Source organism: Niallia sp. FSL M8-0099 (assembly GCF_038006945.1).
GTDB lineage: Bacteria > Bacillota > Bacilli > Bacillales > Cytobacillaceae > Niallia > Niallia circulans.
This window is the reverse complement of record NZ_JBBOWF010000002.1, coordinates 111032-129520: the sequence shown is the minus strand read 5'-3', so window position 1 is coordinate 129520 and position 18489 is coordinate 111032. Positions and strand designations below refer to the sequence as shown.

16 protein-coding genes are annotated in these 18489 nt (G+C 34.0%); 15 read left to right on the top strand and 1 reads right to left on the bottom strand.

The genetic code is table 11. The features are described from left to right. Positions 1-27: 27 nt before the first annotated feature. The 15 genes from pyk to NSQ92_RS15450 all read left to right on the top strand — a co-directional run bounded on the left by pyk (position 28) and on the right by NSQ92_RS15450 (position 17104). Positions 28-1788 carry a pyruvate kinase gene (gene pyk, locus NSQ92_RS15520; protein WP_047941860.1) on the top strand — a complete coding sequence of 587 codons (1761 nt, stop codon included), beginning with the start codon at positions 28-30 and terminating at the stop codon, positions 1786-1788. Positions 1789-2003: 215 nt separating this feature from the next. Beyond that, positions 2004-2402 carry an FxsA family protein gene (locus NSQ92_RS15515; RefSeq protein ID WP_047941861.1) on the top strand — a complete coding sequence of 133 codons (399 nt, stop codon included), beginning with the start codon at positions 2004-2006 and terminating at the stop codon, positions 2400-2402. A gap of 183 nt (positions 2403-2585) precedes the next feature. Then, complete coding sequence (locus NSQ92_RS15510; protein ID WP_095258039.1) at positions 2586-4328, top strand: sensor histidine kinase; 1743 nt, start codon at positions 2586-2588, stop codon at positions 4326-4328. Position 4329: 1 nt separating this feature from the next. Further along, complete coding sequence (locus tag NSQ92_RS15505) at positions 4330-5109, top strand: response regulator transcription factor (protein ID WP_341152943.1); 780 nt, start codon at positions 4330-4332, stop codon at positions 5107-5109. Between the two features lie 128 nt (positions 5110-5237). After that, a complete protein-coding gene (locus tag NSQ92_RS15500; protein WP_047941864.1) occupies positions 5238-6557 on the top strand; it encodes an extracellular solute-binding protein in 1320 nt (439 codons plus the stop codon). A 201-nt stretch (positions 6558-6758) separates the two neighbouring features. Continuing rightward, positions 6759-7637: a carbohydrate ABC transporter permease gene (locus NSQ92_RS15495; protein WP_095258042.1), complete on the top strand. Its 879-nt coding sequence runs from the start codon at positions 6759-6761 to the stop codon at positions 7635-7637. A gap of 14 nt (positions 7638-7651) precedes the next feature. Then, entirely contained in the window at positions 7652-8548 is an 897-nt protein-coding gene (locus NSQ92_RS15490; RefSeq protein ID WP_047941866.1) for a carbohydrate ABC transporter permease, read from the top strand. 407 nt (positions 8549-8955) lie between these two features. After that, positions 8956-9591: a YesL family protein gene (locus NSQ92_RS15485; protein ID WP_047941867.1), complete on the top strand. Its 636-nt coding sequence runs from the start codon at positions 8956-8958 to the stop codon at positions 9589-9591. Positions 9592-9713: 122 nt separating this feature from the next. Further along, the gene (locus NSQ92_RS15480) at positions 9714-10505 is read left to right on the top strand and encodes a Nif3-like dinuclear metal center hexameric protein (RefSeq protein WP_341152942.1); all 792 of its coding nucleotides are present in this window, start codon (positions 9714-9716) and stop codon (positions 10503-10505) included. 312 nt (positions 10506-10817) lie between these two features. Then, positions 10818-11780 carry an ABC transporter permease gene (locus NSQ92_RS15475; RefSeq protein WP_061798712.1) on the top strand — a complete coding sequence of 321 codons (963 nt, stop codon included), beginning with the start codon at positions 10818-10820 and terminating at the stop codon, positions 11778-11780. Between the two features lie 13 nt (positions 11781-11793). Beyond that, positions 11794-12663, top strand: a complete 870-nt coding sequence (locus NSQ92_RS15470; RefSeq protein ID WP_341152941.1) for a carbohydrate ABC transporter permease — start codon at positions 11794-11796, stop codon at positions 12661-12663. Between the two features lie 111 nt (positions 12664-12774). After that, on the top strand, positions 12775-14403 hold the full coding sequence (locus NSQ92_RS15465; RefSeq protein WP_047941873.1) for an ABC transporter substrate-binding protein: 1629 nt from the start codon (positions 12775-12777) through the stop codon (positions 14401-14403). Between the two features lie 165 nt (positions 14404-14568). Then, positions 14569-15306, top strand: a complete 738-nt coding sequence (locus NSQ92_RS15460; RefSeq protein WP_061798711.1) for a YesL family protein — start codon at positions 14569-14571, stop codon at positions 15304-15306. Between the two features lie 185 nt (positions 15307-15491). Next, complete coding sequence (locus NSQ92_RS15455; protein WP_047941876.1) at positions 15492-16337, top strand: SDR family oxidoreductase; 846 nt, start codon at positions 15492-15494, stop codon at positions 16335-16337. Positions 16338-16933: 596 nt separating this feature from the next. Further along, on the top strand, positions 16934-17104 hold the full coding sequence (locus NSQ92_RS15450) for a hypothetical protein (RefSeq protein WP_341152940.1): 171 nt from the start codon (positions 16934-16936) through the stop codon (positions 17102-17104). A 154-nt stretch (positions 17105-17258) separates the two neighbouring features. Here NSQ92_RS15450 and NSQ92_RS15445 read toward each other — a convergent pair whose 3' ends face one another. After that, complete coding sequence (locus NSQ92_RS15445) at positions 17259-18434, bottom strand: ROK family transcriptional regulator (RefSeq protein WP_341152939.1); 1176 nt, start codon at positions 18432-18434, stop codon at positions 17259-17261. Positions 18435-18489: the final 55 nt, after the last annotated feature.

The following is an 18489-nucleotide window of genomic DNA, read 5'->3' as shown; positions in this document are numbered from 1 at the left end:
ACTAATATTTATCGGAGGTTATTATTAATGCGTAAAACGAAGATTGTATGTACTATTGGTCCTGCAAGTGAAAGCGTAGAAAAATTAACGCAATTAATGGAAGCTGGAATGAATGTTTCACGCCTTAACTTTTCACATGGTGATTTTGAAGAGCATGGAGCAAGAATAAAAAACATTCGTGAAGCTGCTGAAATTACTGGTAACAATATCGCGATTCTTTTAGATACAAAAGGTCCAGAAATTAGAACAAACAACATGAAGGATGGCGCTATTGAACTAGTTGCTGGTAATGATATTATCGTATCTATGACAGAAGTTGAAGGTACTACAGAGAAATTCTCTGTTACTTACGAAGGTTTAATTGATGATGTGGAGCCAGGTAGCAAAATTCTATTAGATGATGGTTTAATCGGCCTTGAAGTAACGAAAATAGACAAAGCTGCTGGAGAAATACATACAAAAATATTAAATTCAGGGACTTTGAAGAATAAAAAAGGTGTAAACGTACCTGGTGTTGCTGTAAATCTTCCTGGTATCACGGAAAAAGATGCAAATGACATCCTTTTTGGTATTGAACAAGGAATTGACTTCATTGCAGCATCTTTCGTTCGTCGTGCATCTGATGTTCTAGAAATTAAGCAATTATTAGAAGATAATAATGCTTCTCATATCCATATCATACCTAAAATCGAAAACCAAGAAGGTGTGGATAATATTGATGAAATCCTTGAGGTTTCTGATGGGCTAATGGTTGCTCGTGGAGATTTAGGGGTAGAAATTCCTGCTGAAGAAGTACCATTAGTTCAAAAAATGCTAATTAAAAAATGTAATACATTAGGGAAACCTGTTATTACAGCAACGCAAATGCTTGATTCGATGCAGCGTAATCCACGTCCAACTCGTGCAGAAGCAAGTGATGTAGCAAACGCAATTTTTGATGGAACAGATGCTATTATGCTTTCTGGAGAAACAGCTGCAGGATTATATCCTGTGGAAGCAGTACAAACAATGAATAATATTGCAGCAAGAGCAGAAGAGGCATTAAACTATAAAGAAATCCTCTCAAAACGCAGCAAAGATTCAGAGCATTCGATTACAGACTCTATCGGACAATCTGTTGCTCATACAGCGTTAAATTTAGAAGTAAAAGCAGTAATCACACCAACTGGCAGTGGTCATACTGCAAGAATGATTTCTAAATATCGTCCAGAAGCTCCAATTATTGCAGTAACATATGATGCAAAAATTCAAAGACAATTAGCGCTAGTTTGGGGAGTATATCCACGTCTTAGCCAAAAATCAGAATCAACAGATGAAATGCTAGATGTAGCAGTTCAAGAAGGTGTTAACAGCTCAATTGTTACACATGGTGATTTAGTTGTGATTACTGCTGGGCTTCCTGTGGGAGAAGCAGGTACAACAAACATCATGAAAATCCATGTAATTGGCGATGTACTTGCTAAAGGACAAGGAATTGGCCGCAAAACAGCCTTTGGTAAAGCAGTAATTGCTACTAGTGCAAAAGAAGCACTAGATAAAGTTAATTTCGGTTCTATTCTTGTAACAAATGCTACAGATCGCGATATGGTACCAGCATTAGAAAAATGCAGTGCCTTAATCGTTGAAGAAGGTGGCTTAACAAGTCATGCTGCGGTTGTAGGATTAAATATTGGAATTCCTGTTATTGTAGGAGTAGAAAACGCAACTAGCATCTTAAAAGATGGCTTAGATATTACAGTTGATTCTCGTAGCGGCTACGTATATAGCGGACATGCGAGCGTACTTTAATCTGTAAAGCATAAAAATTGGAAGAGTAGCCATACCTAATAATCTTTAGGCAATGGCTACTCTTCTTTTTCAGTTCTTAAATATCCAAGGTATCGACTATAAGCAGCAACGCGTTATTACATTATTTAACAGGGAAAAGGAAGGCAGCTTACTATCAGACCAGATAAAAAAAAGGTATAATAAAAAAAGGAAATGAAAAGGAGGATGGTGACAATTTGAGAAATTTTATGATCAGCTTGCTGCTATTACCACTAATTGAACTTGTGGTTTTTCTGATAGCCGGAAACATAATTGGTATACCAGAAACCTTAATTATTGCAATAGGCACTGGAATTCTAGGCGGTATTTTACTGAAGAAACAAGGTTTAAAGGCGATACGTAATGTACAAATGCAAATAAATCAGGGAATCATGCCAGGAGATGCGATATTAGATAGCTTTTGTATTCTTATTGGCGGGCTTTTATTGCTGTTTCCAGGATTTTTAACAGATATTGCAGGTGTCCTTATTCTATTTCCGCCAACGAGAAGAATTGGAAAGAATTTATTTATAAGAAATATACAAAGAAAGCTGCAAAAGAGAAATCGAGTTACCATTATCCATTCATATAAATAAGAATAAAAGAAGAGGCTGAATTTTTTACAATAGTAAATAGTCAGGCTCTTTTTTTGGTTAAATAAAAGATAAAAATTTTAGATAGCAGAATAATTATTATGTTTATTTGTATAATGAATAAACAAAGTAAAAAGGATTTTTGGTATAATAAGTTGCAAATGGGGCGAAAGGCGATAAAAATCTATGTTCAGCTTATTAAGGAAATGGAATACACTCCGAAATCAAATTTTATTTGTATTTTTATCCGTAATGATAGTCGTGCTTTTATTTGTAAGTATATTGATATTTAATCAAGTATCTACTTTATTAGAAAATAATGCAGAAAAACAAATTCAGCAAGTCGCAGTGGAAGCAAGTGGAAGAATTGAGACACTGTATGAGCAATTAAATATGGCCTCGAAATTAGCGGCGACGAATGATAAAGTACAAAAGCTGCTAACAAAGGAATACGAACAAAAGAAAGTGACCTTCTATGAAAAACAAGAATTAATGGGCACTGTTAATACAATTACAGCCAATTCTGATGGGATTTTTTCATTTCAATTATTTACCAGGGAACAGGAACGAATACTACCACTTGATGATGCAAAAATAATGACCGATTTGCATGCTAATTGGGTAGAAAAAGCGGACCAAGCAAAGGGAAGTCTAGTTTGGATTGGAGAAGATCCAAATGACAGCAATTATTTTCTTGCTATAAGAAGAGTAAATTTAATTAATCGCAGTTTTACAAATGGAGGGTATTTACTCTTTAGTATTTATGCTAATTATTTTCAGTTTGCTAATCAAACATTAACAGACAAAACGGATCAGTATTTTATTCTTTTAGATGAATTAAGTAAACCGATTATTACTAATTATGAGCAATCAAGTGAGTTCATTTTACAGACTAAGAAAAAAACGGTGCAGATAAATGAAAGGGATTACATGATTACGAAAAATTCTTCGTATATGACAGGATGGACTGTCCTTATTTTAACTCCCTATAATACGCTAACGGAAGGCATAACGGTTGTGCGCACAAGCATTCTTCTTGCTGGCATAATTGGATTAATGATTTTCTTTGTATGCTCTTTTTTTCTTTCTAACATGATTACTCGCCCGATTATCCGCTTAACGAACACAATGAGATTTGCAAGTGAAGGGTCTTTGCCGCTGACACCAAAGATTCCCTCTGTAAATGAAATAAATGAATTAAATAGTACATACAATCAGCTCGTAAAAGAAACAAACCATTTAATCACCATGGTTTATCAAAAAGAAATTACTCGAAACCGTAGTGAATTAAGAGCTTTGCAAGCACAAATTAATCCTCACTTTCTATTTAATACATTAGATGCTCTCCATTGGTCATTAGAGGAAAATGACGAAGAAGAATTAGCCGAACTCGTTGTTACCATGTCTAATTTATTTCGCTATACCATTTCACGATCTACAGAGGATGAGTGGGTTCGCATAAAAGAGGAGATTGCCCATATTGAAGACTATATGGAAATAATGAAAATGCGATTTGGAGAACAACTGAATTGGCAAATACAGCTTCCAAAGGTATTTGAAGAAGTGAAAATCCCCAAATTTTTAATACAACCATTAGTAGAAAATGCTGTCCTGCACGGAGCAGAGAATAAGGTAGGACAATGTACTGTTGACGTTATTGTGCAACAAGGAGAGATAGATAATAACATAAAGGTAATAGTTAGAGATGATGGAATTGGCATAAGCGAGTCTAAATTAAAGCAGATTAAGGAATCGATGGAAAAGGAAGGAATTACTTCAATCACAGGTAAGGGAATGGCTATTTCTAATGTATATAAAAGGCTTACGCTCTATTATCAGGAAAGACAGCAAAAGGGATTAATGATAGAAAGTATGGAGAATAAAGGTACATTCATTTCTTTTGAAATTCCAAAAGATGGGGGTATGTAAGATGCATGCAAAAACAATATTGATTGTTGATGATGAACCGAGATCGAGAGAAGGAATCAAAAAAGCACTAGAGAATTGGTCTAGCGGTCAATATCAAATTTTAATTTCGGAAAATGCAGAATCGGCCATTGATATAATGCAAAAACAAAAAATAAATATTCTTCTAACAGATATTCGCATGCCTAAAATAACTGGAATAACGATGTTGAAAACTATCAAAAGCCAAAAACATCTGCCTGTTGTTATTGTTATCTCAGCATATTCAGAATTTGAATATGCGCAAGAAGCTCTTCGCTTAGGCGTTATTAATTATTTATTAAAGCCAATTAGTAAACAGAAATTAATAGAAGCCGTCGAAGATGCTCTTAAGATTGATAGAGATAAAGACAGAAATGATATTATCTCAAGAGTAGTTGATAATAAGCTGATTGATGCAAGAGTAACAAATGAATCAGTAAGAGAGCCAATCCAGAAAGCCTTGCAATATATTGATAATCACTTAAATGAGGAATTGACACAACGTGACGTAGCTGCCCATGTGTATTTGAATCCAAGTTATTTTAGTGTGCTGTTTAAGGAAGAGATTCGGTTAACGTTTAGTGAATATATCACCAGAAGAAGAATTCAGCATGCGAAAAATCTACTTATCTCCACAAAACTTTCCATTACGGATATTGCAGAAGAGTCAGGATACAAAACGGCCAAATATTTTATTAAAATATTTAAAGAATTAGAAGGAATAACACCGAGCAGTTACCGAAAAATAAATAACGAAAAATAATGAAAGGGCTTTCTAAAAATAGTAGAACTTTTCCTAATCATTGTTACCTTTTTTAGAAAAATCATTAATGATAGACTTTAGATTGTTAGAAGGAATAATTAAAAAGGAAAGTATAGGGGGTAGTTTAAATGTTTCATAGAAAAGCACTGTCAGCATGTCTATCTGTTGCTTTATTGCTGGTTTTAGTTTTAGCAGGATGTTCTTCATCGACATCTTCCAAAAATGAAAACGCTTCAAAAAATGGAGATAAAACAGTGATTAAATTCATGCATCTTTGGCCAGAGGGAAGTTCAAAAGCACAGTACACTATTGTAAACGATATCATTAAACAGTATGAAAAAGACCACCCAGATGTAAAAATTCAGACAGAAATTCTTGGAAACGAGCAATATAAAGATAAAATTAAAGTATTATCAGCTTCAAATGAACTACCAGATATTGGGGTGACATGGGCAGCAGGATATATGCAGCCGTTCGTTAAAGGAGAAATGTTTGCTCCGTTAGATGATATAATTGATAGCAATTTTAAAGACCAATTTGTTGCAGGTACAACAGAGGCATTTGCTATGGATGGGAAAACATATGGTCTTCCACTTGAATTAAATATCACACCTGTTTATTACAATAAAGAAATCTTTGAGAAATATAATTTAGAAGTTCCTGCAACGTATGATGAGTTTTTAAATATTGTTAAAACGTTAGCTGATAACGGCGTTACACCAATTACTTTAGGTAATAAAGACCGTTGGACTGGTTCTATGTGGTATATGTATCTTGCAGATAGAATTGGTGGGCCTGAAGTGTTAACGAATGCAATTAATCGTACTGGAAGCTTTGAAGACCCAGCGCTTGTTCAAGCAGCCGAAGAAGTAAAAAAATTAGTAGATATGGGCGGATTTGTCAAAGGGTTTAATGGTCTTTCAAATGATGAGGCAAAAGGGTACTTTATGAATGAACAAGCAGCTATGTATTTAATGGCGACTTGGGAATTGCCAAACTATACAACAAGCCCAGATGTTACGCAAGAATTTAAAGATAAAGTAGGATACTTTAAGTTTCCAACATATGTAGGCGGAAAAGGAGACATAAACAGTTTTGTAGGTGGCCCTGGGGTTGGACTATTTGTTTCTGAAAAATCAAAGGTAAAAGACGAAGCGAAAAAATTTGTCGCATATTTAGTAGAAGAATGGGGCAAAAATTCTGTTAAGGATGCAGGTGTAATTCCAGCGACAGTTGTAGACACTTCCAATATTGAACTAGATCAAATGTATATCGATATTTTAAATGACCTTGGAAATGCTTCTAATTTAACATTATATGCAGATGTTCAAATGAGCTCTAGTGTTGCACAAGTGCACTTAGATATGATCCAATCACTATTTGGCGGTCAGGCAGCACCAAAAGAATTTACAGCCAAACAAGAGCAAGCTTTAGCGGAAGAAGAATAATAAAGAATGGGTGGAATCTATCGAATAAAAAAGGTGGATTCCACTATTTAAAAGATAATCACTTTAGATAATTGGGAAGATACATTATTGATTTTTGAGAAAGCTCTGTTAAACGATGATATTGGTTACATGAATAACTCATGAACAATTATATATCATTTAACAAAGCTCCTCCCAATCAATAAGGAGGGAAAGCAGAAAATGAAAAACGTGATGTCAAACAAATGGGTAATCACTCTTTATGTGCTCCCTGCACTGTTGCTCATTTTGGTTTTAATCTATATTCCTATTGTATTAACAGGATATTATGGCTTAATGGATTGGGATGGTATCGGGGCTAAGACTTTTATTGGCTTAGATAATTATATACAGCTTATGAAAGATAAAATGTTCTGGTCTAGTACGTATCATTCCGTTTTATTAGCTGTTTTTTCTGCAGTAAGTCTTATTGCATATTTAGTAATTTCACTTATATTAGCAAGCAAGATTAAGGGAGCTGGAATTCTTCGCAAAATATATTTAATTCCGATGTTATTATCGTCTGTAGCTATTGCACAGCTATGGTTGAAAATTTTTGATCCAACAAATGGAATGCTGAACAAGCTTTTAACCATGTTTGGAGTAGAAAATACACCCTTATGGCTTGCGGATCCCAATTTAGTACTATACTCCATTTTCATTCCAATTGTTTGGCAATATGCTGGATTTTACATCATTATTTATTATGCAGCTTTAAAAGGAGTAGCAGATGAAATTATTGAGGCAGCTAAAATTGATGGGGCAACCCCATTACAAATTGCTTATAAAATCAAAATTCCATTAATTGCACCAGTAATAAAAGTAACTATTGTTTTAGCCATTGTAGGATCTTTAAAATATTTTGATTTAATCTATGTTATGACTGGTGGAGGACCAAATGGAGCAAGTGAAGTGATGGCCTCTTATATGTATAAAGAAGCATTCAAAACATATGATTTTGGCTACGGTAGTGCCATTGGCTTTGCGTTATTAATCATTTGTCTTGTGATGACATGGGTTATACAAAAATTAACAGCATCAAAAGAAGATGCTCAGTATTAAGGAGAGAGGTAATCATGAGTGAAGTAATCCTGAAAAAACAAAATAAAACTGAATTATCCACATCTCCTAAAACGAAAGGATCTCTGGGAAGTAAGATTGGATACGGTATTTTGTATCTAGTGCTTGGAGTAATTGCCATTTTTCAAATATACCCACTCGTTTGGTTATTCTTCTTTTCCTTAAAAACGAATCAAGAAGTTTTCGGCTTATCTCCATTTGCTCTTCCGAAAGACCCACAATGGGGGAACTATGTAAAAGTATGGACCCAAGGAAATATCAGCTTATATTTCTTCAATAGTGTATGGATTACAGTTGTAGCAGTAGTTTTGACGGTTATATTAGCAAGTTTTGTTACCTTTGCGATTACAAGAATGCACTGGAAGTTAAGTAAACTTGTTCTTGGTTTGTTTATGGTAGGCATTATGATTCCATTACATTCTACGTTAATCCCTTTATTTAGTTTTTTTAATAACTTGGAGCTAATTGATAATCCTATTTCTATTCTTTTATCCTATACAGCGTTTAATTTGCCGCTAACTATCATGATTTTATTAGGATTCTATCAGGCACTGCCAAGAGAATTAGAAGAGGCAGCTGTAATGGATGGTTGTTCGATTCACCGTATATTCTTTCAAATCACATTGCCAATGACGACTCCTGTTATGGCTACAGTTGTTATTATAAATATGATTTATAATTGGAATGAATTTGTATTTGTTAATACGTTCATTAGCTCTGATCAATGGAAGACATTAACAGTTGGTGTAAATAACTTCGTAGGTCAATATTTAACAGATTGGGGAGCAATTGGAGCAACTTTAATGATTAGCATTATTCCTATTTTAATCGCTTTCATTTTATTAAGTAATAAAATTGTAGAAGGTTTAGCAGCTGGGTCTGTAAAAGGATAATAAAGGGAGGGGTTCATCCGACTTCAAAAATATTTTTTTGATGCGCACCATTCTCCGATTGGAGCATTCTCAAACTTTACATTAGGTTTTCCAGGTATAGGGGATGGATTAGAATTAGAATTTGGCCGTTCTCCGAAACACAATATTTAAATTGGTGCTTAAAAAAGGAACCATATCAAGCTTTTCCTATCAAGAAAGTATATACGGCTCTATGTGGAATGGCTCACATATCCAGAACCATCCATTTGGAGTTGGAGCGATCAAATAATTTCAGGAGAAATTGCGGGAAGCAAATATCATCCAAGAGGTGTAACAAACATACTTTGGTTAGACGAGCGGCAGAAAAGGTTCTAATCCGCAAATAAGAAAACAATGCTTAGAAGGAAAAAGAAAGAAGAGGGGATAGTATGACAACAAAACCAATGGGAAAATTATATACCATCTGTGAATGGATAATGAAGCTGGCTTCCGTTAATTTGTTATGGATTATGTTCACTGCAAGTGGTCTTTTCCTATTTGGTTTTATGCCAGCAACAGTTGCACTTTTTACCATTGTCCGTAAATGGTTTCGGAAAGAAACGGAAGTTCCTATTTGGAAAACATATCTATCTGTCTATAAAAGCGAATTTATCAAAAGTAATACTTTTGGATTCGTATTTATAGTGGCTGGTATAATCTTGTATGTAGATTACTATCTAATCTTAAATTTAGGGGGATTTATTCGGATTGTTTCCATAAGTATTTTACTACTTATTACATGCATATATGCTATCACTCTTTTATTCTTCTTTCCTGTCTATGTACATTATCAGTTAAGATTCATCGATTACTTTAAATACTCCTTTTTTCTAGGAATTCTAAATATCCATATTACATTATTGATTATACTTGGGTTAGCAGCAGATATTTTTCTATTATTATATATTCCTGGACTTCTCCCTTTTTTTAGTGGAATTTCCGCAGCATGTATACTAATGTCGAGTAGCATTCTGCTTTTTCAGCGGTTGCAAAAACAGAATATGAATAAAGCGATCACAGAATAAGAGGAAGTCAATGACTTATTGATTATAAAATATAGTAAAAGTTGTAAAAAAAATATAGTTTGTATATTGAATAAACAAACTTGAGCGTGGTATAATTGGATTAACTTGATGGGAGAGATAGAATGACAACTATTCAAGAAGTAATAGATAAGTTATTGGAGCCCGCAAAAATGGTTGAATCCACAACAGATGTATTAATAAAAGGGTCAGCAGATTCGTATGTGAAAGGAATTGTAACCGCATTCATGTTGACGCAGCAAGTATTGGAGAAAGCGATATCTATTGGAGCAAATATGATTATAAGCCATGAAGGACCATTTTACAGCCATGAGAATTGGAAAAAATTATATGAGAAAGATTCAGTATACATGACTAAGCTCCAATTAATAGAAGATACTGCTATCCATATTTTTCGCTTTCATGATTATTATCATTGTTACAATCCAGATGGCGTTATGGCGGGATTAATTCAAAAACTGGAATGGGAGAATCATGTCGAAGAGCATCTGTCCATTGCAACCACTATTGTCACACCAAAGAAAACTGTCGCTGATATTGCAAAATACGTGAAAGATAAGCTTGATGCCCCGTTTGTAAGAGTTGTGGGGGAGTTATCCATGAAATGCCAAAGAATTGGCTTGTTAGCAGGTTATCGCGGAGGAGGTGAAGTAGTGATCCCTTTATTTCAAAATCAAAATTTAGACCTGATTATTGCAGGAGAAGGACCAGAATGGGAGTCTCCTGAGTATGTCAGAGATGCCCTCCAACAAGGAAAGAAAAAAGCATTTATCCTAATTGGGCATGCAGTTAGTGAAGAACCTGGCATGGAATACTTAACCAATCTAATAGCAAATAATTTTCCGCATATTCCTGTACATTACATAAAAGAAAAGCCACTGTTTCAGATTATTTAAATAACAATATTTTTTTGGTTAATCTGCCATACTAGTATGGTTAAAATCAAGTTGACAAAAAATCTACTTCATACAACAAGTTAAATTTTCTCATTTCACTAATCACTCCATTACCGAGATTATCATCATAAATATTGCTTGCACCATCTATTAGCTATTTTATAAGGGGGTATTGATGCAAAAAAAGTAAGCGCTTTAATTTTTATGTGTGTTTGCTTCATCCTCTAAAAAGATGAAGCTTTATAATAGTCAGCTGCTATAGAAAGATTTAGCAAAAGGCTATAGATATTATTAAAACAGAGGGGGGTACTTATGGAAACAGAGGTTGTGCATTCACATGTAAATAAAACTATGAAGACAAAAAGAAACAAATTTAAAACAACATTAGCTGCAATTAGAAAGGATTGGCAGCTCTATTCATTATTAGTCTTACCGCTTATTTATTTAATTATTTTTAAATATGGTCCAATGTTAGGAAATGTTATTGCTTTTAGAAGATATATGCCAGGTGGAAAAATTTATGGTGAACAATGGGTTGGATTTTATTACTTTAATATGTTTATTAACGACCCAGTTTTTTGGAATGTATTTAAAAACACATTAATTTTGGGCGGAATTACCTTGTTATTTTGTTTTCCTATGCCCATTATATTCGCTCTTCTTTTGAATGAAGTTAAATCCAAAAAGTTTAAGAAGTTTGTACAAACAGCTTCCTATCTACCGCATTTCTTATCTATTGTTATTATTGCTGGAATGATCTTGCAATTAACAGCTCTAAACGGTTCCATTAATGGAATAGTCGAATTTTTCACCGGAGAAAAAATAAGCTTTATCCAAAGTCCAGAATGGTTCCGGACAATTTATGTTACCTCTGAAGTCTGGCAAGGGATGGGATGGGGGGCCATTCTATACTTAGCGGCATTAACAACGATTGACGATTCCTTATATGAAGCAGCAAAAATTGACGGTGCGAACAGATGGAAACAAACCCTTCATATTACGATACCAGGGATATTGCCAACTATTGTTACCCTATTGATTTTGAATATTGGCAGCTTTCTTGCAATTGGCTTTGAAAAAATCTTATTAATTTATAACCCATTAACCTATGAAACTTCTGATGTTATTTCAACTTATTTATATCGTGTTGGTTTAGAATCCAATAATTTTAGCTATGCAGCAGCTATTGGATTATTTGAATCTATTATTGGCTTAGTGCTTGTATTAACGGCGAACAGCATATCAAGAAAACTAACAGAAAGAAGTTTATGGTAGGGAGGGAGATTTAATGAAAGAATCGAAACAGTACAAAGTTTTTAAAGTCTTTAATGTTTGTATTCTCTTAATTATTATATTTTGTACTTTATATCCATTTATAAATGTAGTTGCACAATCCTTTAGTAGTGAGTCTTATATCAATTCTGGACAGGTAAATTTAATACCAAAAGGATTCAATGTAGACACATATGAGAAGGTTCTTTCTGACACCATGTTTTGGATTAATTATAAAAATACGGTTGTATACACAGTGGTAGGCACAATAATTTCCATGTTTTTAACAACAATGTTTGCATATGCGCTTTCTAAAAGAAGATTAGTAGGACGCAGGTTTTTAACTGTATTTGCCGTATTTACGATGTTCTTTAATGGCGGCTTAATTCCCCATTATGTTTTAATCAACTCATTAGGCTTTGCCAATACAATGTGGGCTATTGTCATTCCGGGTGCAATTAGTATTTATAATATGCTGATCATGAAATCCTTTTTTGAAAATATGCCAGAAGAATTAGAAGAGGCAGCTTCTATTGATGGTTTAAGCACATATGGTATTTTACTAAAAATAGTATTGCCCCTGAGTAAAGCAGTAATCGCCACTATGGTGTTATTTTACGCAGTAGCTTATTGGAACTCTTGGTTCAGCGCTTTTATTTATATAGATAAAAAAGAATTATTTCCAGTAACGATTTATTTGCGGAATATGATTGCGGGAACAACAGGTGGAATGTCAGCAGGTGCTACTTCAGCTGATAATTTAACTCAAATTTCCGCTAATATTAAATCCGTAACAATGGTCTTAACGATATTGCCAATATTAACGGTATATCCATTTGTACAGAAATATTTTGTTTCGGGTGTAATGCTAGGCTCTATTAAATAGTCAAAATAGGACTTGCCGAAGTTAGGGAGTTCAGCGTAGGTTATTATTCCATATGCCTGTTTCAAGGAAACAACTTACGCTTTTCCTATATATATAAGGGGAGGAAATGCCATGAAAGAAAGTTGGAAAAAGGTTGGGTTATTTCTAGGTCTAATAGTGTTCGTAATAATTGCTGCTGCTTGTTCAAAGGATGATTCAGCAAGTAAGGAAGTGGAAGTAGCAACAAAAGGTGCAATGGAATCATATACCGCAGGTGACACATTTAAAGCAACAGAGCCATTTGATTTATCTATTTTATTTATGGATCAGCCGACATATCCGTATAAAAAAGACTGGCTATTATGGGATAAGATAAAAGAAATTACGAATGTTACCTTGAAGCCGACAATTGTTCCATTAAGTGATTATACGCAAAAGAGAAGTTTGTTAATTAGTTCAGGAGAAGCCCCAATCGTTATTCCAAAAACCTATCCAGGAGAAGAAGCTGCCTTCGTGGCATCGGGGGCGGCACTTCCGGTAAGCGATTACATTGATAAAATGCCTCACTTCAAAGAAAAAATTGAAAAATGGGATATGGGTCCAGAATTAGATACATTACGACAAAATGATGGGAAGTTCTATGTCTTGCCAGGTTTACATGAAGAGGTTTGGCCAGATTATACGTTAATTGTAAGAACCGATATCTTTGAAGAAAATAATATTGCTATTCCAACAACTTGGGATGAATTATATACAGCAATGAAGAAATTAAAAGAAATCTATCCAGATTCTATTCCATTCTCTGATCGTTTTACATTTAACAGTACACTAAATATTGCTGCAACAAGTTTCGGAACGAAAGCTGGTTGGGGATTTGGAAATGGATTATCGTATGATCAAGATGCTGATAAATTTGTGTATGCAGCAACAACAAATAACTATAAAGAAATGCTCACATACTTTCACAAATTAGTAGAAGAAGGATTGTTAGATGAAGAGAGCTTTACACAAAGCGATGATCAAGCGGTACAGAAATTTGTAACAGGAAAATCATTCATTATAAATGGAAATTCTCAAACAATCAACCTCCATCGAGTTGATATGGATAAAACGTTAGGTAAAGGTAAATATTCTATCTCCAAAATTACTGTTCCCGGCGGTCCTGCTGGTCAATTAATGTCAGGCTCTAGATTAGAAAATGGTGTAATGATTACCTCCAAAATTAAAGAAAGTGAAAACTTTGAAGCAATTCTTCAGTTTATTGACTGGCTATATTACAGTGATGAAGGGCAGGAATTCACTAAATGGGGAGTAGAAGGAACAACATTCACGAAGGAAGATGGAGTAAGAAAATTAATGGATGATATTAATTACAATGGATTAAATCCAAAGGGAACAAAGGATTTACGGGTTGACTATGGATTCTCTGGTGGAGTTTTTTCCTATGGAGGAACAACCGATTTACTTCATTCGATGATGAGTGAAGAAGAGATTAAGTTCCAAAATGATATGAAAGCAGTAAAAACACCAATTCCAACTGATCCGTTAATTCCATATTCAATTGAAGACAGAGAAAAAGCAACATTACAAAGTACACCTTTAAAAGACTATACGAATCAAAATACATTAAAGTTTATTTTGGGAACACGTGATTTAAGTGAGTTTGATGCTTTTGTAAAAGAATTACAAAGTCAAGGATTAAAGCAATATGTGGATACCGCAAATAAGACATATCAAGAATACAAGAAAAATAACAAATAAATAAAATGGATAAGTTAATTCCTAGCCATCCTAATGAAGGGCAGCAAGAAGAACTAACTTAAAACTACTCCTAAGAGTTCTGTTATGTGAGGCTAACCAGCAGTGGGGAATAAAGAAACACACACTGCTGGTAATATTATTATATTCTGAAAGAAGGTGACAGGGATGAAGCAGCAAAGAGAGTTTGGGCAAGGAATTTTATATACATTTTGTAATTATGTGTACTGGATTTTACTAACGAATATCTATTTTGTCGTAACAAATCTCATCTTTATTTTTTTCTTCATGACATTAACACCATCGTTTTCAAATATACTCATCTATGCTCTTGCCTTAATACCGTCTGGACCTGCTATATCTGGACTGCTTTATTCGATGGAGAAATTAGTAAGAACGAAAGAGCTATCACCGACAACTGACTTTTTCTATGGATATCGATCGAATTTAAAAGGCACATTTTTTCTGTGGATAATAATCTTAGCTGTATTCTTTGTCTTATTCATCGACTTACAATACCTTCAAATAACCATAACACCAGTTAATCAAATCATTTTTATTGTTGTGCTTGCACTTACGCTTATCTGGACAATGCTTAGTATAAATATGTTAATAATTAATGCGAAATATACTTTTCGAATAAGGGATTTAATAAAGTTGTCTGCGTATTATCTATTCATAAAATGGAAAGAAACAATAGGTAATATATTGATTCTCTTTTTAACTGCTGTTGCAACAGTAATCACTACTGATTTTTTAATTGTTTTCATTGCTAGTTTGCTTGCATGGATAATGACGTTTAATTCTAGAGAGCTGCTTAAACATATAGATCGTAATTTTTTGAAAAGATCTCCTTCTAACAATATAAGTGAAAAATATGATGCATCACCTATTCGAGGTTCATAAATGAAAGAATCGAGATCGATTTTAAAAGTGTTTTAAAAGGAGAAGTACTAAGAAATGACTCTATATAAAAAATAGTTTAAAAACTCTTCATTTCATTCAAAAGAAATTTTGATTTAGAAGGATACATATAGATGGAAAGAGAAGTAGTTTAGAGATTATAAGAAAAAAGTTAGGAGGAAGATAAAATGTTACCATTAATGAAGAATTTATCCGGAAAAGTAGCAGTTATTACTGGAGGTGGGGGCGTACTTTGTGGCTGTATGGCGAAAGAGTTAGGCAGACAAGGAGTAAAGGTAGCCATTTTGAATCGTACATATGAAAAAGCGCAAAAGGTAGCGGAGGAAATTAATAACGAAGGTGGTATGGCGATTGCTATAGCATGTGATGTTGTAGATGTAAATAGTGTGAAGGAAGCGGAAAAAATAGTCTTTGATACTTTTGGAAACTGCGACATTCTTATTAATGGGGCTGGAGGAAATCATCCAAAGGGAATTACTTCAGAAGAAATTCTGCGATTAGAAGATCTTGATAAAGAAGGAATTACTAGTTTTTTTGATTTAACAATGGAGGGATTCTCCTTTGTATTTAATTTAAATATAATCGGTACATTAATTCCTACCCAAATATTTTCGAAACAAATGGTTGGAAAAAGTGGAACAGTTATAAATATATCCTCTATGAGCGCTCCAAGTCCAATGACGAAAGTACCTGCTTACAGTGCAGCTAAAGCTGGGATAGAGAATTTTACAAAATGGTTAGCTGTTCATATGGCTGAAACAGGAATTAGGGTCAATGCAATTGCTCCAGGTTTTTTCTTAACAAAGCAAAATGAAGCACTGCTTAAAAATCCAGACGGGTCTTATACAGAGCGGACGAAGAAAATATTAGCTCATACACCAGTAAAAAGATTAGGAAAACCAGAGGACTTATTGGGAACATTACTATGGCTAGTGAATGAAGAAACAAGTGGATTTGTTACGGGGATTAGTGTGCCAGTTGATGGAGGATTTATGGCATACTCAGGTGTTTAAACATACTCTCTAATAATAACAGATTAAATTTTAAAAGATCTTCCACTAATCCTTAAAGAAATTGTAGATTTATAGTTTTATTTAGTCCCCTTAGTAGTAGGTTGAGGTAAATCCTCACTATTATCCTATAAATATAAATAGTTAAATATTCACTTTGGTAAACCCATCATTTTCTAGAATGGCCAGAAGCCGAGGTTAAACATAGGAAAAAAGATGGAACATGTTATCAAAATAATATTTCCCGGAAAATTTCATTATGCTCAACCAGTTGGGATTTTTGTATTCTATTTGGAGAATTTCTTTATCCAAGTATCTCTAATCGTTTGGAAAGAGGCTAAATATTTATTCAACCTTGAGTCAGGAAGTAATGTTGGGATCTAACCGTGATTATTTATAAACGATAGCAGTCTATTCTAATGGGCAGTATTCGAAATTTTGTTAAGCTGAAGAATAATGTCCAAAAATATTTTATAAAAGTAGATAATAGGAAAGATGAGAAAATGGTATAAAATGGAAACGTGTTGTTAAAAAGGGTTATAGCATTTTTATAGTGATTCCTATCGAGTTGCCGCATAAATTGGACTTGAGTGGAAGAAATGAGCGGGAAAGAGAAGATGTTAATAAAATACAGCGCTTTTTTTCAGATAAGATATAAAATAGATGAAGCGACATTTGTAGAGAAATCCCTTCATCCAAATGGATTAATTACTACAAATGCAACGGTTTCCTTAGTGGCAGATGGACTTTTTCACCCTAAAAATGGCTGAATTTTTGGAATACATCGATTAAAAAGGCGAAAGTATCTAAGGTGATAATTGTTTATCCTTTTCTAGTTTACTTACTTTTAAGTAGTAAATATCGAATAATAAAGCCAGAATAACTTAATATATATATGCTTCATCTAAATCTAAAGAGGTATTATTATTCTGGATGAAGCATAAATTTTAAAAAATTCTCAGTTGAAAAGGCTGCAGCACCTAATGCAGAGGAAGCAAAATTGATATCAGAGAATTGGATAGCAAGCTGGGAATGGTGAAAGGGTAGAGTATAATTGTTAATTATTTTTTTCACTTGTGGCTCTATCCATTTTTTAGCTAGGGTAAGTCGATTGCCAATAATGATTTGCTCTGGATTGAAGATATGAATAATATTAATAATTCCAGCACCTAGATGATAGCCAACTTCATTAAATAAATGGATAGCTTGGGTATTTCCTTGGTCGGCAAGCTCAATCAAATCATTCAAATAAACCTGACCATTTATGCTTAACTTTAATTCGACAGCTTTGTTAAGTAGATATTGTTCGGAAGCATAAAGTTCCCAGCAACCTTTATTGCCGCAGCGGCATTCTAATCCATCCTTTTGAATGGTCATATGGCCGATTTCTCCAGAATATCCGAGTGCTCCTTTATACAATTCTCCATTAATGATAATTCCAGCGCCAATTCCAATGGCTGCACTTACATAGATTAAATTTTGATAAGGCTGACCTACTCCGAATTTCTTTTCTCCATAGGCCCCAGTGTTTGCTTCATTTTCAACTAACACAGGAAAATGGAATTCTTCTTCCAGCTGGCTCTTTAGTGAAACATTATTCCAACCTAAGTTTGGAGCGAGGAGAATGTCACCGTCCATATTTGTAATCCCTGGTACCCCAATCCCTATGCCAATTACTCCATAAACAGATTTAGGAGCAGCGTTTATTAAAGTAGTAATAATCTTTTTTATTGTCCGGAGTGTATCTTCATAAGATAAATTTTCATATTTTTCATTTATACGGTATATGATATTCCCTTGCAAATCAGTTAAAATTCCTAAAATGTAGTTAACACCTAAGTCAATACCAATGGAATAACCGGCCATCTCATTAAATAGCAGCATAACAGGTCGTCTTCCGCCATTAGATTCACCATGTCCTGATTCATAGATCAATTGTTCGTTAATAAGCTCTGATACTAAGGAGGAAACAGTCCCTTTTGTTAATCCTGTTTGCTGGGCAATATCTGCTCGAGAAATAGGAGCAGTGTTTTTGATTAAATTTAAACAAAGTGACTTATTTTCTTTTTTTACTAACTGCTGATTCCAAGTAATATGCATCCTGTTCGCAATCCCCTCGTATTCTATTTTTTCTGCACTTCATAGGATATCATTT

Coding starts and splice junctions, on each gene's coding strand:
- pyk (WP_047941860.1), top strand. CDS start 28: ATGCGTAAAACGAAGATTGTATGTACTATTGGTCCTGCAAGTGAAAGC.
- NSQ92_RS15510 (WP_095258039.1), top strand. CDS start 2,586: ATGTTCAGCTTATTAAGGAAATGGAATACACTCCGAAATCAAATTTTA.
- NSQ92_RS15505 (WP_341152943.1), top strand. CDS start 4,330: ATGCATGCAAAAACAATATTGATTGTTGATGATGAACCGAGATCGAGA.
- NSQ92_RS15500 (WP_047941864.1), top strand. CDS start 5,238: ATGTTTCATAGAAAAGCACTGTCAGCATGTCTATCTGTTGCTTTATTG.
- NSQ92_RS15495 (WP_095258042.1), top strand. CDS start 6,759: ATGAAAAACGTGATGTCAAACAAATGGGTAATCACTCTTTATGTGCTC.
- NSQ92_RS15490 (WP_047941866.1), top strand. CDS start 7,652: ATGAGTGAAGTAATCCTGAAAAAACAAAATAAAACTGAATTATCCACA.
- NSQ92_RS15485 (WP_047941867.1), top strand. CDS start 8,956: ATGACAACAAAACCAATGGGAAAATTATATACCATCTGTGAATGGATA.
- NSQ92_RS15480 (WP_341152942.1), top strand. CDS start 9,714: ATGACAACTATTCAAGAAGTAATAGATAAGTTATTGGAGCCCGCAAAA.
- NSQ92_RS15475 (WP_061798712.1), top strand. CDS start 10,818: ATGGAAACAGAGGTTGTGCATTCACATGTAAATAAAACTATGAAGACA.
- NSQ92_RS15470 (WP_341152941.1), top strand. CDS start 11,794: ATGAAAGAATCGAAACAGTACAAAGTTTTTAAAGTCTTTAATGTTTGT.
- NSQ92_RS15465 (WP_047941873.1), top strand. CDS start 12,775: ATGAAAGAAAGTTGGAAAAAGGTTGGGTTATTTCTAGGTCTAATAGTG.
- NSQ92_RS15460 (WP_061798711.1), top strand. CDS start 14,569: ATGAAGCAGCAAAGAGAGTTTGGGCAAGGAATTTTATATACATTTTGT.
- NSQ92_RS15455 (WP_047941876.1), top strand. CDS start 15,492: ATGTTACCATTAATGAAGAATTTATCCGGAAAAGTAGCAGTTATTACT.
- NSQ92_RS15450 (WP_341152940.1), top strand. CDS start 16,934: ATGAGCGGGAAAGAGAAGATGTTAATAAAATACAGCGCTTTTTTTCAG.
- NSQ92_RS15445 (WP_341152939.1), bottom strand. CDS start 18,434: ATGCATATTACTTGGAATCAGCAGTTAGTAAAAAAAGAAAATAAGTCA.